Origin of the sequence: Mariniblastus fucicola (assembly GCF_008087665.1) — a bacterium.
GTDB classification, from domain to species: domain Bacteria; phylum Planctomycetota; class Planctomycetia; order Pirellulales; family Pirellulaceae; genus Mariniblastus; species Mariniblastus fucicola.
On record NZ_CP042912.1, the window covers coordinates 3,892,125 to 3,914,763 of the forward strand.

17 protein-coding genes are annotated in these 22,639 nt (G+C 54.4%); 3 read left to right on the forward strand and 14 right to left on the reverse strand.

Going from position 1 to position 22,639, the window contains the following annotated elements; genetic code table 11:
* Positions 1-59: 59 nt before the first annotated feature.
* On the forward strand, positions 60-662 hold the full coding sequence (locus tag MFFC18_RS14185) for a hypothetical protein (RefSeq protein WP_075085943.1): 603 nt from the start codon (positions 60-62) through the stop codon (positions 660-662).
* Positions 663-676: 14 nt separating this feature from the next.
* Here MFFC18_RS14185 and selB read toward each other — a convergent pair whose 3' ends face one another.
* The 11 genes from selB to MFFC18_RS14240 form a co-directional block, all read right to left on the reverse strand.
* Entirely contained in the window at positions 677-2,590 is a 1,914-nt protein-coding gene (selB, locus tag MFFC18_RS14190; RefSeq protein WP_157665229.1) for a selenocysteine-specific translation elongation factor, read from the reverse strand.
* A complete protein-coding gene (locus tag MFFC18_RS14195) occupies positions 2,590-3,309 on the reverse strand; it encodes a zinc ribbon domain-containing protein (RefSeq protein ID WP_148618879.1) in 720 nt (239 codons plus the stop codon). Before MFFC18_RS14195 ends, selB begins: the two co-directional genes overlap by 1 nt.
* Before the next feature lie 126 nt (positions 3,310-3,435).
* A complete protein-coding gene (locus MFFC18_RS14200) occupies positions 3,436-3,915 on the reverse strand; it encodes a DUF4870 domain-containing protein (protein ID WP_075085941.1) in 480 nt (159 codons plus the stop codon).
* 159 nt (positions 3,916-4,074) lie between these two features.
* Entirely contained in the window at positions 4,075-4,932 is an 858-nt protein-coding gene (locus tag MFFC18_RS14205) for a hypothetical protein (RefSeq protein WP_075085940.1), read from the reverse strand.
* A 126-nt stretch (positions 4,933-5,058) separates the two neighbouring features.
* A complete protein-coding gene (locus MFFC18_RS14210) occupies positions 5,059-6,639 on the reverse strand; it encodes a trypsin-like peptidase domain-containing protein (protein ID WP_075085939.1) in 1,581 nt (526 codons plus the stop codon).
* 155 nt (positions 6,640-6,794) lie between these two features.
* Complete coding sequence (gene pta, locus MFFC18_RS14215) at positions 6,795-7,742, reverse strand: phosphate acetyltransferase (RefSeq protein WP_075085938.1); 948 nt, start codon at positions 7,740-7,742, stop codon at positions 6,795-6,797.
* A 6-nt stretch (positions 7,743-7,748) separates the two neighbouring features.
* Complete coding sequence (locus tag MFFC18_RS14220) at positions 7,749-8,084, reverse strand: AtuA-related protein (RefSeq protein WP_075085937.1); 336 nt, start codon at positions 8,082-8,084, stop codon at positions 7,749-7,751.
* Positions 8,085-8,239: 155 nt separating this feature from the next.
* On the reverse strand, positions 8,240-9,610 hold the full coding sequence (locus tag MFFC18_RS14225; protein ID WP_075085936.1) for an acyclic terpene utilization AtuA family protein: 1,371 nt from the start codon (positions 9,608-9,610) through the stop codon (positions 8,240-8,242).
* A gap of 138 nt (positions 9,611-9,748) precedes the next feature.
* On the reverse strand, positions 9,749-13,114 hold the full coding sequence (locus MFFC18_RS14230) for an aminotransferase class I/II-fold pyridoxal phosphate-dependent enzyme (protein ID WP_162273984.1): 3,366 nt from the start codon (positions 13,112-13,114) through the stop codon (positions 9,749-9,751).
* Between the two features lie 790 nt (positions 13,115-13,904).
* Positions 13,905-15,710 (reverse strand): translation elongation factor 4, encoded by a 1,806-nt coding sequence (lepA, locus tag MFFC18_RS14235; RefSeq protein ID WP_075085933.1) that lies wholly within the window; start codon positions 15,708-15,710, stop codon positions 13,905-13,907.
* Positions 15,710-16,711 (reverse strand): ROK family protein, encoded by a 1,002-nt coding sequence (locus tag MFFC18_RS14240; protein ID WP_238381325.1) that lies wholly within the window; start codon positions 16,709-16,711, stop codon positions 15,710-15,712. Before MFFC18_RS14240 ends, lepA begins: the two co-directional genes overlap by 1 nt.
* 330 nt (positions 16,712-17,041) lie before the next feature.
* On the opposite strand from MFFC18_RS14240, the gene MFFC18_RS14245 reads away from it, so the two are divergent.
* A complete protein-coding gene (locus MFFC18_RS14245) occupies positions 17,042-17,830 on the forward strand; it encodes an EF-hand domain-containing protein (RefSeq protein WP_157665227.1) in 789 nt (262 codons plus the stop codon).
* A gap of 138 nt (positions 17,831-17,968) precedes the next feature.
* On the opposite strand, the gene MFFC18_RS14250 is transcribed toward MFFC18_RS14245, so the two are convergent.
* From MFFC18_RS14250 to ispG, 3 genes are all read right to left on the reverse strand, one after another.
* Positions 17,969-18,721, reverse strand: a complete 753-nt coding sequence (locus MFFC18_RS14250) for a hypothetical protein (RefSeq protein ID WP_075085930.1) — start codon at positions 18,719-18,721, stop codon at positions 17,969-17,971.
* 559 nt (positions 18,722-19,280) lie between these two features.
* On the reverse strand, positions 19,281-20,765 hold the full coding sequence (mgtE, locus tag MFFC18_RS14255) for a magnesium transporter (RefSeq protein WP_075085929.1): 1,485 nt from the start codon (positions 20,763-20,765) through the stop codon (positions 19,281-19,283).
* A gap of 96 nt (positions 20,766-20,861) precedes the next feature.
* Positions 20,862-22,001, reverse strand: a complete 1,140-nt coding sequence (ispG, locus tag MFFC18_RS14260) for a (E)-4-hydroxy-3-methylbut-2-enyl-diphosphate synthase (RefSeq protein WP_075085928.1) — start codon at positions 21,999-22,001, stop codon at positions 20,862-20,864.
* Positions 22,002-22,159: 158 nt separating this feature from the next.
* Between ispG and MFFC18_RS14265 the strand changes: the two genes are divergently transcribed.
* Positions 22,160-22,639, forward strand: coding sequence for a tRNA (cytidine(34)-2'-O)-methyltransferase (locus MFFC18_RS14265; protein ID WP_084417350.1), 480 nt, complete (start codon positions 22,160-22,162; stop codon positions 22,637-22,639).

Below are 22,639 nucleotides of genomic sequence, written 5' to 3' on the forward strand. Positions count from 1 at the left end.
AGATCGCCGACAACCAAACTTTATTACGACAGAAGTGAAATTCGTTTTAGGAAGACAACATGAAAACAAACATCCTGCGAATCGCTGTTTGCCTGATCGCTGCAATGGTATGGAACAGCCATCCGGTTTCGGCGGACACTGTTTACAACATCGCACCGTACTCCATGTCCAACGGTTACGAAATTGTCGGAGGGTCCATCACGACGGACGACACCGTGGGACAGGGGCAAACCGATTTCTTCAATTCCAACATCGTGGATTATGAAGTGATCGTGACGGGGCCGATCAACCTTACCTTCACTCCCAGCAACCGAAGTGCGAGTATCTTTTCAGTTGACTCCGGGTTGATGGTCACCGACACCGGGATTTGGCTGGAGCCATCGGATAGCTCAAGTCATCAACTTCGAATCGAAGCTCGCGAAATCGGGATCAACGCCCTCAATATCCAACAGGTATTCTGGAGCCACGGACCGTCCGGCAATCCTGCATCCACTGTCGGCTTTGTCGCCGGAGGAGGAACCGATCAAGGCACCTTCAACCAATCGCCTCGCGTCGACCGATTGCTTATTGCTGGCTCACTGCCTGCGGTCCCTGAACCGACTTCCGGGGCTTTCCTGATCGCGCTGTTCATTGCATGCGGCATCAAACGGCATCGAGGCTGAATCGCGAAACGCGATCAGGCCAAAACCCGCAGGTCGCCTTCGCGTCGCGTAAATCCGGATTCGTCGAAATACTCGCAAAGCGGAACTGCCCATTTGCGGCTGGTGTCGATAAGCGTGCGGATGTCGCTCATCGTCATCCCGCCCCCCGTTTCGATTGCTTCGCGAATTTTTTCCTGCGCTGAATCGAAAACCTCGGCGTGAAAGTAGTACTCACTGTTTACTTTGATGATGTCGCCATTCTCGGCCGCCATCTCCAGCAACTCCGGAACGGATTCCTTGTTCTTCGTGGCTGACTTCTGCAACTCCGCAGCAGTTGGGGGTTTCAATTCGGCTGCCCGCAGCTGTTTCAGCAGTTCTTCCAACAAGGCTTTCTGGCCCTTGGAAAGCTTGGGGCCAAAACCGGCAAGCGACACGGACTGAACATTCGCAAAGACAGTTTTCTCTTTCTTGAGATGTTCGATCACCGCATCGAGCAACTCTTTCTGTTTCAACCACGCAAATTCGTTCTCGACAACGTTGCGTTTGTGATTGAAACGAAGCGGATTTGCCTCGTGTAAACGAGTCAACGTCTTCACGACCTGAGCGCCAAGTAACTCAAAACGGTCTCGATGCATGCAAACAGAACGCGTTTGCGAGATTGCGGTTTCGACCAGTTCGCCAGACTCCTTGAGCCGGTCGTAGGTTGCCAGAAAATCAATCGCACCCGCAACCCGGGGAAAAGATGCCGGATCGAAACTCGCGTCATTGAGTAAGTAAACGGCCGACGCCGCACGTTCGTCCGGAGATTCGGAGTCCATGCGGTTGACGTGTTTCAGGTCCGCTGCGGTGGCTTTCTTGATCGCTGCCGCTTCCGGGTGAAGGACGCGACCTCCGCCGATCGTCATGACCGGCGACTCAAGCCGAATCACGAAAGGCTGATTCCACACTGTGACCGCAGGCTCGGATAGCCAAATCTGCGCTATGCCACTTTTCCCGGGATCAATTTCCGAACAGCCGAGCAATCGCACGTTGCCAAAAAGCTCTGCAGTCCCCACATGAAAACGGACTCTTGTACGATCCTTGAGCGGTTTTCGCACTGAGGAAAGCAAATGAATGCGAACGGTCAACAAACTTGAAGGAACGAGATGCCCAACAGCGGCAAGTTCGTGGCCACGACCGAACTCGTCAAGTTTGACGCCGCCCAAATTGATAGCCGCACGTTGCCCACGATGTACTTCTTCACTACCCGAATCGTGATTTTGAATTCCGCGGACGCGTACGGGGATCGAGCCGGGTTGAACCTCGACTGAATCGCCCATGCTGAGCTTACCGCTGCTGACACTTCCGGTGACGACGGTGCCGTGGCCTTCGATCGAAAACGCCCGATCGATCGCCATGCGGAACGGAGCGGATTCAAGGTTGGCGACCTCTGTTGCGGCAACTTTGCCGGCAGCATCCCCCAACGCCTGCTTCAGTTCATCAATCCCCATCCCAGTTTTGGAGCTTGTGCGAATGATGGGAGCATCGTGCAAAAACGTGTCGGCAACGGTTGAGCGAATCTCGTCCTCGACCAGTTCCAGCCACGAGTCTTCGCAAAGGTCGCATTTGGTCAACGCGATCACGCCGCACGTCAAATCCAGCAACCGCAAAATATCAAGGTGCTCGATCGTCTGTTGCTTGACAGAATCGTCGCCAGCGATCACCAGTAGAACCATGTCCATGCCGGTGGCGCCGGCCAACATTTGACGGACGAATTTTTCGTGCCCCGGAACGTCAACGACGCCGATTCGATAGTCACCGATTTCGAGAAACGCGTAACCGAGTTCGATCGTAATGCCGCGTTTTTTCTCTTCCGGCAATCGGTCCGTGTTGGTCCCGGTCAGGGCTCCGATCAGCGAAGTTTTTCCGTGGTCGATATGCCCCGCAGTGCCCAGAATCAAATCACGCATCATTTTTCCCGATAGAGAATTGCTCCGCAGCCATTGCAAACCAGAGGCTTTTTCGCGAGGAGGTTGCTGGCCGTTTGCTGTGTCAGTGTGAGGTTGCAGTTGCCACAGGTTTTCGTATCGGTGGAAGCAAACGTATCCTCCGCCATCGTTTTGATATTGCGCTGATAGGGCACTCGCAAGTCGGGATGCAGTCGTTCGAGCGCTACCGCCAACTCGTCGCGAATCCGGGCATCTTCGTTCTTCAAAGTCACCAACTCCTCGGCGACCTTCTTTTCGATTCCCGCCGTTTCAGATTTGGCTTTCTCGAGGTTTTCCTTCGCAGTCGCCAGCTCCGATTCGAGAACGTCAATTTTCTCAAGCGTCTCAAAGATTTCGTCTGCCTGGACGCTGTTGGCCTGTTCGTCCGCCGCGATGCGATCTTTCAAAAGTTGATACTCTTTGTTCGAATCAGCAGCGTTGAGCTTGCCGCGAAGATCTTCCAGCTTCGCTTCCCGATCGTCCAATTGAGACTGTTTGGCGCGAGATTCCTTTTGTACCGCCTGGAGCTCGAGTTTCTTGGCTTCAAGCGCATCTGTGAACCCTTGCTCTGTCGTTTTCACCAGTCTGATTTGAATGGGTCCACGACGCATCCGATCTTCAATATCAGTCAACTGAGTGAGCATCCGATGCAAGCGTTGGAGCAAGACGTAGTCGACTTGTTGGTTAGTCTGTTCGTTCAAACCTAGTTCCGTGCTGGAGATTTTTTTCTTCAGCACTCATGTTAGCAAACCTGGATTCGACGCGTTAGAGGGCGAATTTCCCCGGCCAGCCGATTCCGAAAATCACCGCCCGGTTTCGTTGGCTGATCAGTCCTCGGGCAAGAACTTGATCGCCAACGGATAGCTCCAGACCTCGCCGTTGTTGCACTTCAAAGCCGCAAGGATTGGGAAAACAATGGACAATACTGCGAGGATCAGAAGCAACGGGAACCCAATGAAGACCAAACAGAGTATCGACGCGACCACTCCATAGATGAAACCACTGATGATCCAGTTCATCATCCGGTTGCCATGTCGGCGAACCAAGTCCGATTTGTCTTTCCCAAGAATCCACATTGCGATTGGAATGACGATGCCAATTGCGGAATAGATCAGCAATTGGGAAATATGCATCAGCGTACACCACGTTCGCTCGTCAATTCCATGAATCATTCCTGCCGATTGTTTGTAGGGAGGCATCGGCTCGCCGGCGATCACCCGATTTTTTGCAATCTGAAATTCGGCATCCGAAAGCGAGCCTTCAGAGCGAAGTTTCTCAAGTTGTTCCAATTGCTGGGGAATGTTCATATCTGCTCGCAAGTTCTTTGAGGGAAGTGGCTTTCGCCGCGGGAGTTCTCCGAACCGGAATCGTCAACGCTGCTGAATGCTGACGCCCGCAACTTTAATTCGCTGCCAAGTTGAATTTATTGGAAAGATTCGGCGCCGGAAACACACGAACGAATTCTGTCAGTCGCGATCAGCCACGTTTTCGCCAACGGTCAACTTGAGTTCAGCAACCATCCGGTCGATCGCGATCCGTGCGACGTCCGGGACGAAGTGCTGGTCCATGTCGAACTGGTGATCAAGTTCAAACAACGTGACTGTCCAAACGTCGGTTCCTGAAGGTGACTCGATGATCTGTCGCGTCGGAATCACGACGTCACCATATTTTTTGTGTTTGGAGTACGTGCGGATGACCTGCCTCGTTCCCGACCGATGCTCCACTCCTGTTTTTTGAATCAGGAAATTCGTTTCCACGTCGAAGCACCGGGTCGTCGTGTTTTGCCTGGCATCGACAAATTCCAATACATGACATCTCTTGCCGCTGACCCCTACGATGCCTTTGCACTTAATGGATTCGTATCGCTCCTGCCATTGAATCACGTCGGCGATCGTGGCCGCATCAATAAGACTTTCGCCCAACGCGTCACCACCATGAAACGTAACTCGCCCGCGACTCACCTGCCACGAAACACCGGACAACGAATCAGACTTCAAATTACGGTCGGCAACCCAGCATCCATAGGTTGTCGTTGAGAGCTCGCTGCGGCGAATGGAATGGAATCGACCAGGCACGCGCCAACGTTCAAACTCCCACTCACCGCTGGGGTCTGACTTTCTCCAAACCGTGTGAGTGCTGGAAATGCTTGAGAGCAATTCATAGCCGCCGATGGCCAGAATGTGGCGGTCGAGAACCTGCTCGGCCGTCGGAAGTCCAGACTCCTGTTGCATTGCGAATGCGTTCGGCACAACGGGTTGCCAAATAAAAATGCAAACACCAAGAAAAAGGATAACAGCAAGTCGAACGATGGCTCGTGAAGACATGGCAGGCTCCGTATGATTTACGAAACCTCAATCTATCAAACTCAGCGACCGCAATCCAGCAAAGTTCGTGACTGCGTTTCCATCAACGATGGCGCAGATGGCCAGTGCGTCGTGCAGGACAGCAGCCTACTTGAGGTTGTCCAAATATCTGGCGTCAGCTTCGGAGAGAATATTAAGCGGCACTTCGACGGTTTTCCCGTTGATTTTTTCCAGCGTCACTTTTCCGCCTTCTACGCGAACGACTTTCGCGATCACGCTATGCCGACCGGCCTTCCAGGTTCGCATTTCGCCTTCGATTTCTTTGCTTTTGATGGCTTTATCCTGAACGTCGCCGAAGATCGCGGTCTTCAGTTCGGATTCTTTCAGTCCAACCAAAACCGTGACAGCCATGGTACTGCGGCCAGGAATCGCGACGGTTTCCGTGCCAGCGACATAAACGGTCGTCGGAGGCAGCGGTGTGCCGCCGGCCAATCCACTCGTCGAAGGCAACCAAATCAGAAACGGTTTTCCGTCGTAGAGCACGATCGCGTCGTGATCGTTGAACGGATGCAGCACGATCGCGTCCTGAATAAATCCGATCGAACGTCGATAGTTGGGATCGACGTACGGACCGGTGTGCTGCAGCAATTCATACAGAGACTCATCGTCAACCTTCTTTGAAATTTCGCTTTTGAGCTTTTTCAGATCCTTGGATTTCTTTTCAGCCCGTCGCACAAACCGGTCTTTGACACGGTCGCTGCGAAAATAGTATTCGCGATTCTTGTTACGGGTACTGCCGACGATCAGGACGTCTTCTTCGATGTTAACCTGTCGCGGAAACGGAACGTTACCTTTGCGCATCTGTTTGTATTCACGATCAGCTTCTAAAGAATCACGCAGTAGTCGTTTGTAGAGACTTGAATAGTCTTCGCGACATTCCGAAACGTAATCCTTGAGGACTTCATCGGAGATGCCTGGACGGTCGATCATCGCCTCTCCTCTTCCGCCGCCGCCTTCGTCCGTCTCCAGTTCACCAACCCCGTCGGGCAACGAAATCAAATCGTAGTCCTGAGATTTTTTGATCGCATCGCGAATGTCTCTGGCCGAGATCCCAAAGTTCAGGTTTTGCGAGCTACCTGTGGAAGCCAATGTGCTCATCGCAATCACTTTCCCTTTGGAATTAATCAGCGGGCCGCCGCTGTTACCGGGAGAGAGAGCAGCATCGATCTGAATCCAGGTACCGGCTCGGTCGCCGCCAAGCTGTTCGCCATCTCGCATCGCGCTGACGATTCCATTGGTCGCGGTGAAAGAAAGACCTCGTGGAGCACCGAGGGCCGTTACAGTCTCGCCCTTTCTTGGAACGAGTGGGCTGACGGGGATCGTGTCGAAGTCTTTTCCTGAAAGTTGAGCGATGCAGACGTCTCTTGATTCGTCAAAGTAGTACGTGCCTTCGATTTCGTAAGATCGCCCGTCAGCGAATGTCGCAGTGGCACTTTCTGCTCCTGCGAGCACGTGGACATTGGTGACGAAGACGCCTTCTTCTTCGACGACAAATCCGCTGCCGATGGAGTCACCGTCTCTACCTTTGACTTCAATGCGGACGACCGAGCGTTCACATTTTTCAATGACGTCGGCAAGGTCTTGAGCGTTCGCCAGGGAAGGCAACACAACCGAAGACAGTGTGAGAAAAACCGCGACAATAGCGAACGGGAAAAAGCGTTGTGACATGTTACCGCCGGACTGGAACCCTGGATCTGCCTCTGCCAAACCTTACCCCGGAAAGGACGAGCAACTATCTGACGATATCGTCAAAATTGAGCAGCGTCAATTTTTTGCGTCAATTTGGCTGATAACCGTTATTCGCGTCAAAGTTGGAATCAACATCAGCCCATAACGCTTGCGATCACGGCAACGTCGACAATATCACCAGGCGAACATCCGCGCGACAAATCCATGCAAGGCCTCGCCAAGCCCTGGATTACAGGCCCGAGGGCAGTGGCTCCTCCGATGCGTTGTGTGATTTTGTAAGCAATGTTACCCGCGTCCAAATCTGGAAAAACGAACACATTTGCGTTGCCGGCGACGGGAGAATCAGGAGCTTTTCTGGCCGCAACGTCAGGGACAAACGCAGCGTCGAATTGCAACTCTCCATCGATCAACAGATCGGGATTCAACTCTTTGGCGATTCGTAGTGCGGTCAAAACTTTGTCGACGCGAGGATGAGCAGCGCTGCCTTTGGTGGAGAATGACAGCATCGCAACTCGCGGAGTTTCTCCCGTCAGAGTTTCATGGCTTGCAGCGGAAGCGATAGCGATCTCGGCCAACTGCTCGGCGGTTGGATCTGGCACGACACCACAGTCCGCATACGTGACGGCGCGATCGGCAAGTTGCATCAAAAAGAAACTGGAAACAAGTTTACTTTCGGGAGCAGTCCCAACGCCGTAAAGTCCGGCCCGGATCACGTCGGCCGTCGTGGCTACGCTTCCCGATACACATCCGTCGGCAAACCCGATCTTTACAAGCAACGTCGCCAGCAGCAGCCTGTTTGAAATGAGCTCCGCAGCCTGCTGTGGGTCCACTCCCTTGTGTTTTCGATTTGCAACCAGTTGGTCAATGCAGCGCTGCCGCAAATCGTCATGATTGAGGTCAACCACTTGCACATCGGGATGCAAACCGGACCCAACGGGAGGTTCAAGCACGACGGATTTGCCAAACCCGGACGACTGGAACTGGTTCGCCGCCTCAATGACTCGCGGGTCGCCGGTTTCTGGAAAAATGATACGTCGCGGTCGCGATCTGGCTTGTGCGCGAAGTTTCTCTAGAGCGTTCATGGTAGCTCAGGCGTGAAGCTGAAAGTCGTCGGGAACTTCGACTTGCATGTAGAGAATCCCCAAGCCATGCGTTTTTCCCTGAGCGTCAGTCTTGAGGCTCTCGCTGCCACCGCCGCCGAGCGAATCGTGCAAGATGAAGTTGAGCGCCATCAGGTTGGGAGCTTCGTAACGTTTGACTTCACCGAAGCAGATTTCACTGAAATGAGACTTCACTGCTTCGACGGTCAACTGTTCACGAATCACGTCATAGCCAGCCTGATGGTAGGCCACGACGCCGACGTTGCTGCCATCGCCTTTGTCGCCAGAACGGGCATACGCAACTTTGGATAGCGGAACTCTCATGATTTGTCGCCTTGGTTCTTGTAATGATTCGCGTTGAGATTGGCAAAACGTCGTGCCCCGTTTAGCAAACCAGCTTGCCTCAACCGGACAGTGCTGCGATAGCCGAAGTGCCTCGAAGTGGAAACTGACCTCGCAAGCAGAGACTCACTCCGCATCTAAACTTCTTCCACCGAAACTGAACATTTGACTTTCTCTTTCGAGATCAAAGCCGGCCAGTAGCTGATGATATCTGTTGCTTTCGGCCGACCACCCGCGAAACCGGTTACTCCTGGAGGCCCACTGGTCACCAACGGCACGATCTCCATACCCAGCCGATTCAGTTTGTCTTTGTCATGGCCTTTGGCTCCGATCCGAAGCACAACTTCGGCGGGTTCTTCGGGAGCATCCGCGATCCCGGCGTGGCAAACATTTGTACCAAGGATTTCGACGAATCGTTCTTCGGGAGCAAACTCGACTCCGTCCAGCGCAACACGATCGAACACAATGTCGGCACAGAGTTTTGCTTTCTCGACCGCGTCGGGGCCAGCGACGGTCAACTGGCCGACCAACTTGTAGCCATCCTTGAACGAGACCGATACTTTGTAAGTATCCGTTGCCGCGGCGCCACGAATGCCTGAAACCTGAACGCGGTTCTCGGATTCCTGCTGCAATTGAATCGAAGTGAAATCAGCGATGCAATCGGGCGTGATGTAGCACGATGGATCGCCCATTTCGTAGACCAACTGCGACGAAACGGTTTCCACATTGACCAGCCCGCCGGTGCCTTCGTGTTTGGTGACGACAAACGTTCCGTCGGGACTGGCTTCGATCACGGGATAGCCCATCCTCGCCATGTCGGGCACGTCTTTCCAGCCGACAAAGTTTCCTCCCGTGCACTGGGCTCCACACTCAACAATGTGGCCCGCGATCGTTCCGGCCGCCATCATGTGCATGTCATCCAGAGACCAACCGAATTCATACATCAGTGGCGCCAGAACCACCGAAGGATCCGTGGCTCGCCCCGTGATCACAATGTCGGCGCCTTGCTGCAGAGCTTCCACAATCGGTTCGGCTCCGATGTAGACGTTGGCGCTCATGACTTTATCGAGATACGGAGCCAGTTCTTCGCCAGTGTCCATGTTCTTGAACTTTTCGCCGCCGTCGATCAGCGATTTCAGATCGGACAGAATGTCATCTCCTTCGACGACTCCGATCTTCAACCCTTTGATGCCAAGTTTTCGGACAACATCCGCCACGGCGGCGCGACATGCCTGAGGGTTCACGCCGCCTGCGTTGGCAACGATCTTGATGCCTTTCTCCCGGCAAACGGGAAGCACGCGTTCGACCATGCGAACGAAGTCCGTCGCATAGCCCGCATTGGGATCACGCATCTTGAGCTTTTGCATGATGCTCATCGTGACTTCGGCGAGATAGTCCAGCGTCAGATAGTCGAGCGGTCCTTCGTTCACCAAACGAATGGGTCCGAGGATACTGTCCCCCCAGAACCCTTGCCCGTTAGCGATCAGAACCTTGTCCTTATTTGGCATTGGCGGCCGTTCATTTTCGATTGCGAGAAAAACTGCTCTTAAATTCTAGCCGACAAAACGAAATCGTTCGACCGGTAGTGGATCGCCAGATCGCTTGCCAAATTTAAAGACACCGTTTTGCCGCGAGAACCGACCGCATCAAGCTTCGCTACCGACGTTCATGACCTTGTTCCACGCCTTCGCCAGAACCTCCACCGAGTGGCGAATCTGTTCTTCGGTGTGGCTGGCCGTCATGAAAATCCGCACGCGCGTTTCTTCCTGAGGCACTGCCGGGTACAGGATCGGCTGTGCGTTGATGCCTTGCTTGTACAGAGCTTCCGACAGCAACAGGGCACGTGAGTTGTGGCCGCAGATAATCGGAATGATCGGTGTCCCAAGCGCCATGCCAGTATCGATGCCAGCGTCCTGAGCCAGTTTGAGGAACAACTGCGAGTTGCTCTGCAGCTTCTTCACCAGATGCGGGTTGGCCTTGAGCATTCGCAATGAACCAAGTGCCGCGCCTGCGTTGGCCGGAGGCATTCCCGCGGCAAACACATATCCTGGTGTCGTGTAGCGGAGAAACTGAATCAGTTCTGCTTTTCCGGCAAGGAAACCACCACAGCTTCCGAACGATTTGCTCAGCGTACCCATCCAGCAATCAACATCGCCGCGATCAACACCGTACATTTCGCCGATGCCGCGACCTGTTTCGCCAAGCGTGCCGATCGAGTGGGCCTCGTCGACGTACAGCCAGGCTTTGAATCGTTTCTTGATCTCGACAAAGCGAGGCAAGTCCGGATAGTCACCGTCCATGCTGTAGAGACCTTCGACTGCAATCAAAACTCGGCGGAAATCGCGACGTGCGTCCTTGAGGATTTCGAAAAGGTCGCGCCAGTCGTTGTGCTTGAACGGTCGGCGACGGGCACCAGAAAGGATAGCTCCCTGAACGATACTGTTGTGGGCAAACGCGTCATGGACAATCAAATCCTGCGGCCCAACAAGGTGACCAATGATGGTTTCGTTTGTTGCGTGGCCACCAGGAAACGTCATCACGTCTTCGACGCCGAGGAACTCGGAAAGTTCGGCTTCGAGGTCGCGATGAATCGTTTTCTCACCCGACACAATTCGGCTGGCCGAAACCGAAGTTCCGAACGTATCGATTGCGTCTTTCGCGCTGGCGTTAACATCTGGATGCCCCGAAAGCCCGAGGTAGTTGTAGCTGGCATAGGAAATCAGTTCCCGGCCATCGATTCGCGTCATGTTGTCGACCCGGCCTTCATGAACGCTGAAGAACGGATTTCGAACTCCGGAAGCTTCCATCTGTTTCTGCTGATCGTTGAGCAACAGGAATTCGGGAAACTTGGTGAGGTCAAAATACGACTCTGGAATCGGGCCGCTGATCCGGGATTTGCTTCCGCGACCGCCGACAGGTTTTCCGTTGGTCGGTTCAACGCCAATGTGTTCCTGAATCGCAGCCGCCACATCGCGAACGGTTTCAATTTCCTGTAGCACATCTTCTGGCAAACGCCCACCGAAGGCTTCTTCGAGCGTGTGTGCGATGTCGAGTCGCTCAACCGAGTCGAGGCCAAGGTGCACGATGTTCGTATCGATGCCAACATTGTCGGCCCGGTTGCCAGCTGTACTCGTGACGACCTGAATTACCGAATCAACGACGACAGGAGACAGGCCTTCTGCGGTGGCCGCTCCATTGCTCGAACTGTCCTGCTGAGACGGTTGCGAGACAGGTTTCTGTTGAGTCTCGTGTTCCCAGGAAATCCATTCAGCGACAACATTTTTCAGCTGACGCTTTTCGAACTCGGCCTTGCAGGCATGACGCTGGACTTTTCCGCTGGACGTTTTCGGAATGCTGTGGCCCCGAACCAGCACGATCGCATCCGGCGGAAGCTCGTGCTCTTCGGCAATTTCGGTCCGAATCGCCGTGAAAACTTCATCCCAGTTACGGCTCTTTCTCCCGCGGTCGACTTCGCAAACAATCACCAGGTGCTCACGGTCCCAACGAGTCACCGCAAAGGCTGCGGCACCACCGGAACGCGTCGATGGATCGCACCCTTCAACCGTAGCCTCGATATCCTGAGGATAGCGATTCACACCGCGGACGATGATCATGTCCTTGAGCCGGCCACAAACAAACAGCTCACCCTGGTGCATGAATCCGAGGTCGCCGGAGCGCACGTAGCTCTTACCATTGTCGGGGCTAAGTCGAGCCTCGAAAACTTCAGCGCTCATCTCGGGTCGTTCGAAGTAGCCGACCCCGCAGCTTGGACTGTTAATCCAGATCTCACCAATTTCATCTTCCGGGAGAGCTCGCCTGGTTTCAGGTTGAACGATTTGCACATCTTCTTCCGGAAGCACCTGCCCGCAACCGACCAGGTTTCTGCCCACGCGATCGTCGGCTTCCACCTCGACAACACGGTGCTGGACCAGTTCGTTTCGATCAAAGCCGCGGATCACAGGGGCTTCATCACGGCGCCCGCCGGTCACCAACAGCGTCGTTTCCGCCATGCCGTAACATGGATAGTGGGCTTTGGGATTGAACCCGTAAGGACCGAACTTTTTGTTGAACGCGTCCATCACGTCCGCGCGAACCGGTTCGGCTCCATTGAAGGCAACTTCCCACGAGGAAAGATCAAGACCTTCGCACTGTTCTTCTGTGATTTTCGTCGTGCACCATGCGTAGGCGAAGTTCGGACCGCCGGTCACGCTACAGCCGTAGTCTGACATGGCCCGCAGCCAGCGAATCGGATACGTCAAAAATGCAACGGGCGACATCATGACCTGAGTCGCACCCAAAAATAGCGGATTAAGGATGCCACCGATCAGCCCCATATCGTGATAGGCGGGCAACCAGGTGCAGGACATGGTTCCGTTGCTGACTTCGAATGCCTGCGTAATCATGCGGCAATTTGAAATCAGGTTGTCGTGGGTGAGCACGACGCCTTTGGGCGTTCCGGTTGAACCGGAGGTGTACTGAATCAGCCCGACATCTGACGAGCCGACTTTTGGAGAGACCCAGTCGTTGGCCATGTCATTGGTGACTTCATCCGTCGCGATCCATTCGAGGCTATCGAGGTTCGGTGCATCTGCTAGCCATGTGCGAGATCGCTCAATAACGGTTCGAACGGTTAGCGCGACAGCAGCATGGCAGTTTTCCGAAATTGAATTGACGCGGCCCATGTTTCGGTTCCGCCGCGGCGGGTAAGCCGGCACTGGAATGACGCCTGCGTAGTGACAGCCCAGAAAAGCGCGAATGAAATCGAGCCCAGGCGGATACATCAGGACCGCGCGCTTGCCAGCAAAGCCTTTGACAACAAGTGCCGCAGCGATACTCCGCGCGTCTTCGTCAAGCTTCGCATACGTCACGGACTCGACTTCGTGCTCGCCGTGATCGAGGTATCGATACGCGACGCGGTCAGGAGTCGCTGCAGCCCAATAGCGCAGCCGCTCCATGAAGTTCGTTTCCGGGGGCGAGTAAGGGTGTAACAGTTGTTTGGCGTCAGGTTTCACGGCAGGAGTGTGCTCCATCCATCAAGTGATCGACAGTGTGGTCAACTAGGCATTGTCCATTCGGGCGAGTCACAGATTGAACCGATCCCCGAATTTTTGCCTCGTATTGTAACGGGTATCGGGAAATTGATCACGACACGTTTCCGCCGGCTGATTTGCCACACCCAATCGTATATGAGGGCAAACGTCCCCAAGGCTGACGACTGATACATCCCGAACACCGTTTGTCGTGTCAGCAGGATCGTACGGGTTGCGCACTCAATTTGCTCTTGCAATAGTCATATTAGACAAGAAAACACGGGTTTTAGAGCATACACGGCTAATGATAGGTAATCCCTCGGCAACAAAGATTACGCCTCTGTGGGTCCGATGCTGCAAAAGAACCAAAACGTAAGCAAAGCTTCTGGACAAGCCCCTACCCATTTCAGTTACGTACGTTTGCCATCCCCCCGCGGCAACAAAAGACAGGAATAATAAAAATGTCATCCATGTCCACTGACTTAAGAGAGTCCCAGTCTGCCGATTTGCGAAAGTCGCGTTCGGCTGCGCGAAAGTCCAAGTCCGAAAAACATTGTCGAAGTTGCTTTCGCAGCGACATCCACGTGCCAGTCAAATTTCCTGCTTTCGTGCATGGATTTCTGACTGTGATGTCGTTTGGACTGTTTCTGGTGGTCAAGCCGACGCGCTGTGTTTGCTGCGGCACGAAACGAATTTTCTAGCCAACGATGCTGTGCGGGTCGGTCCCGAATAAAGGTGGACCGAAAATTCCCAATCTAAGTCACGGCGAACGCTATTCGCCAGTGCTCAGGATCGACATAAACGCCTTCTGTGGAATGTCGACGCTGCCGACTGATTTCATTCGCTTCTTTCCGGCTTTCTGCTTTTGAAGCAACTTGCGTTTACGCGAGATGTCTCCACCGTAACACTTCGCCGTTACGTTCTTGCGTTGCGCCTTGACGGTTTCACGAGCGATCACTCGCGAGCCAATCGCGGCTTGCACGGCGACCTCAAACATGTGCCGATCGATCTCTTCTTTCAACTTTTTCACCACCGCACGTCCGCGGCGATCCGCATCGGCACGGTGACAAATGACGCTTAGTGCATCAACCTTGTTGCCGTTGACCAGAATATCCATCCGCACCAGGTCAGCCATAAAATAGCCAACCATGTCATAGTCCATCGTGCCGTAACCACGAGTGATACTTTTCAGCCGGTCGTGCATATCGTAAATGACTTCGGCAAGCGGCAAATCATAAGACAACATGACTCGCGTCGCAGAAAGGTATTCTGTGTTCTGCAGCAGCCCGCGACGCTCGTTGCACAGCTTCATCACCGGGCCGACAAATTCTTCTGGTTGAATCAGGTTGACCCGAACGATCGGCTGGCGAAACTCTTCGATGTCGCCGGAATCAGGAACTTCCTGCGGTCGGTGAATGTGCAGGATTTCGCCCCGCTTGGTAAGGACCTCATAGGTCACGTTGGGAGCAGTTTGAACCAGATCGACGTCTGATTCCTGCTCCAACCGCTGCTGGACGACTTCCATGTGCAGCATCCCAAGAAAGCCACAGCGAAACCCGAAACCGAGTGCTTCGCTGGATTCCGGAGCGAACTCAAAGCTTGGGTCGTTGATCGCCAGTTTTTCCAGCGCCTCACGCAGCTCTTTAAAATCCTGACCATCAGACGGATAAAGGCCGCAATAGACCATCCGTTTGGGTTCGTGATAGCCCGGCAAAGGCTCGATGTCTTTTTCCGAATTGAGCGTTACCGTATCGCCGATATTCACATCGTTGAGCGATTTGATGTTGCAGACCAGATAGCCGACCTGACCAGCGCGAAGCTCGTCACATGGAGTTTGCTGCGGGCGAAACTGACCGATTTCGACGACTTCGTGAATCGTATTGGCGCGAACCATCCGCACCTTTTGGCCTTTGCGGACCGTGCCGTTCATGATTCGCACATAAGTAATCGCGCCCCGGTACTCGTCGTAGTGCGAATCGAAAATCATGGCCTGCAATCCAGCCTTCGCATCACCTTCAGGCGGCTTGATTTTCGTCACGATCGCATCGATCAAGCCATCAATATTGATCCCGGTTTTGGCGCTGACGCGCACCACGTCTTCCGCATCGACACCCAACGTCTGCTCCATTTCCTGGACCACTTCGTCGGCGCGTTGATGCTTCAGGTCGATTTTGTTGACGACTGGAATAATATCGAGGTCGTGTTCGATTGCCGCGTATCCGGTAGCGACCGTTTGTGCTTCGACGCCCTGAAACGCATCGGCCAACAGCAACGCGCCTTCGCAACAGTTTAGCGAACGGGAAACTTCGTATTGAAAGTCAACGTGGCCAGGCGTGTCAATCAAATTCAGCTCGTACGTCGTACCTTTGTGCTGGATCGTCATCGCGACGGCGCGGGCTTTGATCGTGATCCCACGTTGCCGCTCAAGTTCCATGTCGTCGAGCAACTGTTCCTGCATGTTGCGTTTCGCGACCGAGCCGGTGTGCTCAAGGATACGATCGGCAAGCGTACTTTTGCCGTGATCGATGTGTGCGATGATGCAGAAGTTGCGAATATTGGTTTGGTCGATTTTTGCCATCAGGCTTGCTGACCTTTCAGAAATTCAACGCGAGCCAATCCGGCGGCTCCGATATAACCGGCGTCACCACCGAGTGAGGCGTAGCAAACGACAAGCTCTTCGGCCAGGACCGGGAACACCAATCGTCTGGTTTCTGCAATCACTCCGTCGATAAAACGGCGACCGACGTGAGCCGTCGAGCCACCAAAATCCATGGCTCCGCCCAAAATGAAAGCTTCCGGGTCAATCACGTGAGCCAACGCGGCAATGCCGTGGCCCAGATACTTCGCGGTTTCATCGATGATCGACAGCGAAAGTTCGTCGCCTTTGTCGGCAGCCTGTGAAATCATCAGTGCGGACAACGGAGAGGCTTCTCCCATCTCCTGCGTCAGCAAACTGCTGGCTCCTCCGGCGAGTGCTTCACTGCAGCGAGCCACGACGGCAGTCGCGCTGGCGTAGGCTTCAAGATGTCCGATTTGGCCGCAGGGGCAGGGGCGGGCTGATTCGGAAGTATCAATCGTCATGTGTCCAATCTCGGCGCCGTGGCTATGAGCGCCATCGATGCTAACGTTGTCGACAATGATCCCACCGCCAACTCCGGTGCCCAAAGTGATCAGCACAAGACTGTCGTACTGACGGCCGCTGCCGATCCAGAACTCTCCAAACGCTGCGGCCGCTGCGTCGTTGGCATACGTCACCGGTTTACCTGTGGCTTTGGACAGGATGTCTCTGACCGGATCGTTTCGCCATCCAGGCAGGTTGCTGGGAGTGAGGATCACGCCGGCGCGGATATCCATCGGACCGGGCGTGCCCAAGCCGACCGCAGCGACGTCGTCCATCGAGCGGCCGGAATCAGCCAGCAGTTTGCCAATCGACTGCTTGGCTTTTTCCATCGACAGTGAAGGCTCTTTGTCGGCCATCGTGGGGAATTTTGTTTTGGCAATCGTGCGTCCTTCGTCATCGACGACACCGATTTTTATATTTGTGCCTCCCACATCAACGCCGACAAAAAGAGGTGTCACATCACTCATAAAAATTACGCTTGAAGCAATTGAAAAGGTTGGAACATGAACGTGCAGCCCAAAATTTCGGACCAGTCGGCGAGAGTTTATCGGAAAGAGCTCGCTTTGAGTACGGTATTTTGCTTCGGTTGCGTCAGCGGTGTGTAAGAATTGATGCGTCCCGGAAGAATGATACGGGATGTGTTTTTTTGAGCCATTTTGCCAAATATCCCCCTAAACGTCCGTTCCACAGTAGGCAACGAAGGACGAATGAGGCCAAAATGGACCATCGTCGGAGCGTTTTTCAGCATAAGCAGGCGTTCTTTAATTTTGATTTATGAGGATTCGAAAATGAACGGTATCCGTCTGGCTGTATTGGCAATAGCAGCACTTGGTTTTCTGCAAATTGAACTTTCAGAGGCGATGGGGCAGCAAGGCCGTGGCCCATCCCGCGCTGACATTGAGAGAATGAGACGTCAAAACGACGCAGACCGCGATCGGGGCAACCGGACCGATCGCGACCAGGACGATGAGGACGAGGACAGCTCGCCGCGAAGCTCACGTAGCTCCAGCGATAACGCGATTGAGTCCAATCCGCTGCTTCAGCTGTTCGACACCAACGGCGACGGCGAACTATCGCTTGAAGAAATCGATGCGGCTTCACGTTTGCTTTATTCGCTGGATACAAACAGGGACAACACGATTACATCGGAAGAAGTCAAAGACATGATCGCCGACGGCGGTTCTTCACGTGAATCGTCTCGTGGATCGACACGCGGCAGCTCAAATCGCAGTGATCGATCAACGGCTCGCAGCAGCAATCGCGATCGTGGCAGTCGTTCCGAACGAGGAGGTTCTGGGAATGCAAGCCGTGGACAATCCTTCAACCTCGGCGGCGGACGGGGCGGAGCCAAAAAAGGTGGCGGAGTTCCTGCCATTGGAATGGCTTCTCCAGCGACCGCTGGAGACGGTAACAAAGCTGCCGAGGACGATTTTGCGGCACACGACCGAGACAACGACGGCGTGCTCAAGCGAGGCGAAATGCCGCGTACACTTCGTACCAAGTTCACCAAAATGGACACCAACGGCGACAAAGAAATCGACGAAGACGAGTTCTACGATTACATCGACAATCAGTAGTCGAACTTCAGAATAATGATCGTCCCAAGATCTGTTTGATCCGAGCCCAGACTCTGCAGACGACTTGAAAAAACAAAGCCGAACCGTGCTCCATTGCACGGCTCGGCTTTTTTATTTGGCCATCAGAATACTGTTGGCCTAGTTGTACAGCACACAGGCGTACCAAAGTCCGTCAGCACCGCGGCTGACACCGATCTCGGCAGTCGGTCTCTGCCCCCAGTAGCAACACTGCTGGATCGCAGCTTGAGCCGACTGGCTTGACCAACCGACTCCTTCATAGCGGGCTCCGCCCAGTCCGCCGCCAATGTGGCCGCGAATACCAGCACGTGCAGCCTGCTGAGCTTTCCTTTGGGCAAGGCCCGAAGTGACTGCTCCGACGCCGTTGCTAACAGCTTGATAGCCTGTCGACAAAGTCGATCGTACGGGAGTCGATCGGGATGCCGAATAGCGGGCTGGCTGAATCGCAACTGGAGTAGGCGCCGCTGCGTAAGGTGCAGCAGGCAATGCAGTCAGCGTTCCCGGAACCGCGGTGGTTGCCGTCGCAACAGACAACTGATTCGCGGCCGGGTAAGTCGCAAAGGTTTCGTTGACAGGAGCCTGATAGGTAGCGCTGACAACGGAACCGGGGAAACTGGCAGTAGCTGGAAGTGTTTGGGTCGCAGACGACGAGTACACAACCTGTCCGACTGGATAGGCGGCACTGGATGTCATCTGTGGTGTCGACGATACGTTGGTCGAAGAGAAATTAACCGATTGCGAACAACTCGCACACGGAGTACTCCCGGAACCAATGTACTGCTGGGCCACGACACAATTGCCGCTGGCTCCAACAGACAGCAATGCTGCAACCATGGCAACAGCCAACACGTTCGTCAGGTTTCGATAGATCATCTTGGGTCTCACATCTGTGATGGACTTTTCTCAAAGCCCCAATACAAAATCCACGTGGCGAAAAAATTGTCTCGACGACGTTCGCAACACGCAGACACAACGAAATCGAATGGTGTCGATTCACGTTTCGTTTTTAGACGCTTCAATCTCCGGTCCCGACTCTGTCATCCAGCAGCGCTACTCGACAACATGAAGGGTGAGAACCCAGATTGAAATCATCCGCATCCGTGAACCCAAAGGCTCACGTCCCTCAACCGATGTGCTTCAAACCAAATCGATTTCGTGAGCCATGGTGCAAACACGTGCCCCGACCGACAACCGCCCACAACGGGGTCAAAAACACGAAAACATAAGCGAAACTTATTCCAGCCTCATTTTCCGTTTGATACGAAACAGGAGAAAGCAATCCGGGGCAGTTTTGACAGCAGAAAGCTCGAACTGCCCTTCGTTTGGGCGGGTGAAAATTTCCAGGTATAAGTTCGCTTTAGGGCGAAAACCACGTCTCGGACGTCACGGCGCGACAGTGGTCTGAACATTGCACATGCGGGATTGAGCGAATCTAAACGCCGACTAACCACGCCGCGACCGTCATGTAAATTACGATCCCCAGAATGTCGATGATGCCGGCCACGAACGGGTTGCTCATCATGGCCGGATCGAGCCCAATTTTCTCAAAGATCAACGGCAGCACGGAACCGGTTAGCGTTCCGGCCATGACGACCAGAACCAGCGTCAGCGGCACCACAAAGAATGCCAGATGCGTCAGGCTTTGAGTTTCCTGTTTGACCCGCGATTGGACTTCGCCGCCAACTTCATTCGCGATCCAGGTTTCCCCACCATCAACGCTAATCTCCATCGCTGGCTGGTCTTCAGGCGCGATCACGCGGGGTTCGGTGTTGATCATGAACCACGACGCCAACAGCCCCAGCGTTGCCAACCCGACGCCCAACAACAGGCCCATCACCAGTTCTCGAGTCACGACTTTCGCCCAGTCAGAAACGCTGATGTGCTTACGTGAAAGCGCCGTAATGATCAGTGTCGCCGATTGCGATCCCGAGTTCCCGCCGCTGCTGATAATCAGAGGAATGAAGGGAACCAGCCAGTACAGCGTTTTCAGACGCGACTCGTATTGCTCGAGCGCGAACGCGGTCAGCAAGGCACAGACGAACAGGATCGTCAGCCAAATTCCGCGTTTCCAACTAAGCGTCAGCACGGAAGTTCGAAGGTAACTCTGGTCCAGCGGCTCGACCGCGGCGATCCGGTGAGCATCTTCGGTGGCTTCTTCGCGAACGACATCGATAACGTCATCGTGCGTGATCAGCCCGACCAGCCGACGCTCCAGATCGACAACCGGGATGGCCAGCAGATCCATCCGAGCCACCTTGTTGGCGACTTCTTCCTGGTCGTCCATCACGTGAGCCGCTACGACATCGGTCTGCATCAGCTCGCCAAGCTTTTGCGTCGGTTTCCGCATTCCGGTCAGCAGCTGACGCGCCGAAACGAGGCCTCGCAGGTGATTTTCGTCGTCGACAATGTACAGATAGTAGATAGTTTCGAAGTCTTCAGCCTGGACCGTCAGCGCGTCCATGGCTTCGCGGACGCTCATCGTTTCCGAAAACTTGGTGACGTCCGTCGTCATCATCGCCCCGGCGGTGTCTTCGGGGTATTGGTCCAGCCGCAGGATATCGCGACGAACCTCCGCAGGCATCAGCGCGATCAGCTCTTCTCGAACGTCGTCCTCGACTTCCTGGAGCAAATCGACGCGATCATCGGGCTGCAACAGCTCAACCAGTTTCGCGGCTTCGTTGCGATCAAGCTCGCTAACGACTTCAACCTGCTTTTGCCGGTCAAAATACGAAAGAATGTCCGAGCGATTGTCCGGATCGGTGTGCTGGAAAACCTGCGAGATCTCTTCGCTGGTCAGCCCGGCCATAAATTCAGCGGTCCGAGACGCGTGCAGCGCAACGCAGAATTCAGACAGCTCTGCGTGATTGTTGTCAGCCAGCATTTCGCGAAGCTCGGGAAGGAAGAGGGTGTTGATCATGGGAAAGCCCTCAACGAGATTCGTCGCATGACAGAAAGGAAAATTGATTGGCGAGTCGGACTGGTACCGCGCGAGCTGGAACTCGCGAATCGGAGGCTACGCTTTGGATGCGATTAGCTTGTCCAGCTCCGATTTTAGCTTGGGAAGAATTTCGTCATATGGGTAAGCTCCCAAAGCTTCCTCACCTTTCTTGAGATTCACGACTTTCGGACCGCACCAGAGCCCAAGATCAGCGTCATCCGTCTCGCCCGGACCGTTGACTCGACAACCCATGACGGCAATCGTGATCGCGTGGTCTTTCGCATAAGTCGTCATTTCCTTCACTTGAGCCGCGAGGTCGACGAAGGCCTCGTTCTCGACGCGTGAACAACTGGGGCAGGAAATGATGTTTAGCGAATTCGGATCAAAGGTCACCACACTGCGGACGCGGCCGGCGTAAATGTCGTCCACGATCTCCCGACCGGCGACGATTTCTTCTCCCTTGCGAGCGTTCGGCAGCGTCAGCGAAACGCGAACGGTGTCTCCAATGCCGCGACCAATCAATTGCTCAAACGCGATCCGCGTTTTGATGATTCCTTCCGGAGGCATGCCGGCTTCGGTGACGCCGAGGTGCAGCGGGATGTCGGGGCGAGCTTCTGCGAATCGCAAATTGACATCGACGACTTTCGACGGATCGGAGTCTTTCAGGGAAACGCAGTAGCGAACGAAATCGATGCTGTCCAGGAATTCACAATGCTCGAGAGCACTTTCCAGCATCGGCGTGATCGAATCCGCCGCGTCGTATTTCTCTTTTTTGGCCGGATCGACGCTGCCACAGTTCACACCGACGCGAATCGCACAATCGTTTTCACGACAAGTTTCCGCGATCAGCTTAACTTTTTCCTGCCACGGTTTTTCCGTTTCGTGGTGGTAAAGATGCCCGGGGTTGTAGCGAACTTTGTCGACGTGAGGCGCGACCAACGTGACCAGGCGATAGTTCTCCTGCAAATCGACCGATAGGTTGGCGGTCGACTGTTTGCGGATTTCCGCCAGCGCTTCGGCGTCTTTTTTGCTATCGACGGCGATACGGACCACGTCGGCACCGGCGTCCTGCATCAGTTTGACCAAGGCAACCGTCGCGTCGACGTCTTGCGTCTTGGTGGCTGTCATGGATTGAACAGCGATCGGGCTGTTGTCGCCGATGGTGACCGATCCGATGCGGACGGGCCGAGTTTGATTTCGTTCGATTTTGACCACGGAGGGTTCCTTCTGGTTGACGCGTCGCGGAAGCTGTCGGTCGGAATTTTCGGTCGGATTTGCCGAGAGGTTGAGTCTCCCGCTACAGCGCCATTTTGCTCCATCGCCTGGCTTCCTACAATGTCGCCATCGCAATAATCGTAGCCACGGAGCTTTCATTGGCGTCGCCAAAATACCAACCGCAACTTCATGTCGTTCTTCATCAGCCCGAGATTCCGCCCAATACGGGTGCGATTGGGCGGACCTGCGTTGCCTTGCAGGCGAAACTGTGGCTGATCAAGCCGCTGGGGTTTGAGATCACGGAAAAGACGCTGCGGCGAGCCGGATTGGATTATTGGCAGCACCTCGAATGGGAAGTCTGCGAGAACTGGCAGGACTTTCTGGACAAACGGGAACCAGATTCGATGTGGCTGTTCTCTCGCTTTGCGACCAAGAGCTATTTGGAAGTCGATTATCACGTTGCCACGACGCTGGTGTTCGGCTGCGAGACGGCGGGGCTTCCCAAATCGATCACGGAACAGCACTCCGATTCGTTGCTCAGAATTCCGACTCACGAAAATGTCCGCAGCATCAATTTGAGCAACGCCGTAGCGGTCGCAGGGTTTGAAGCGGCCAGACAGATCGGACTGAGCCTCTGA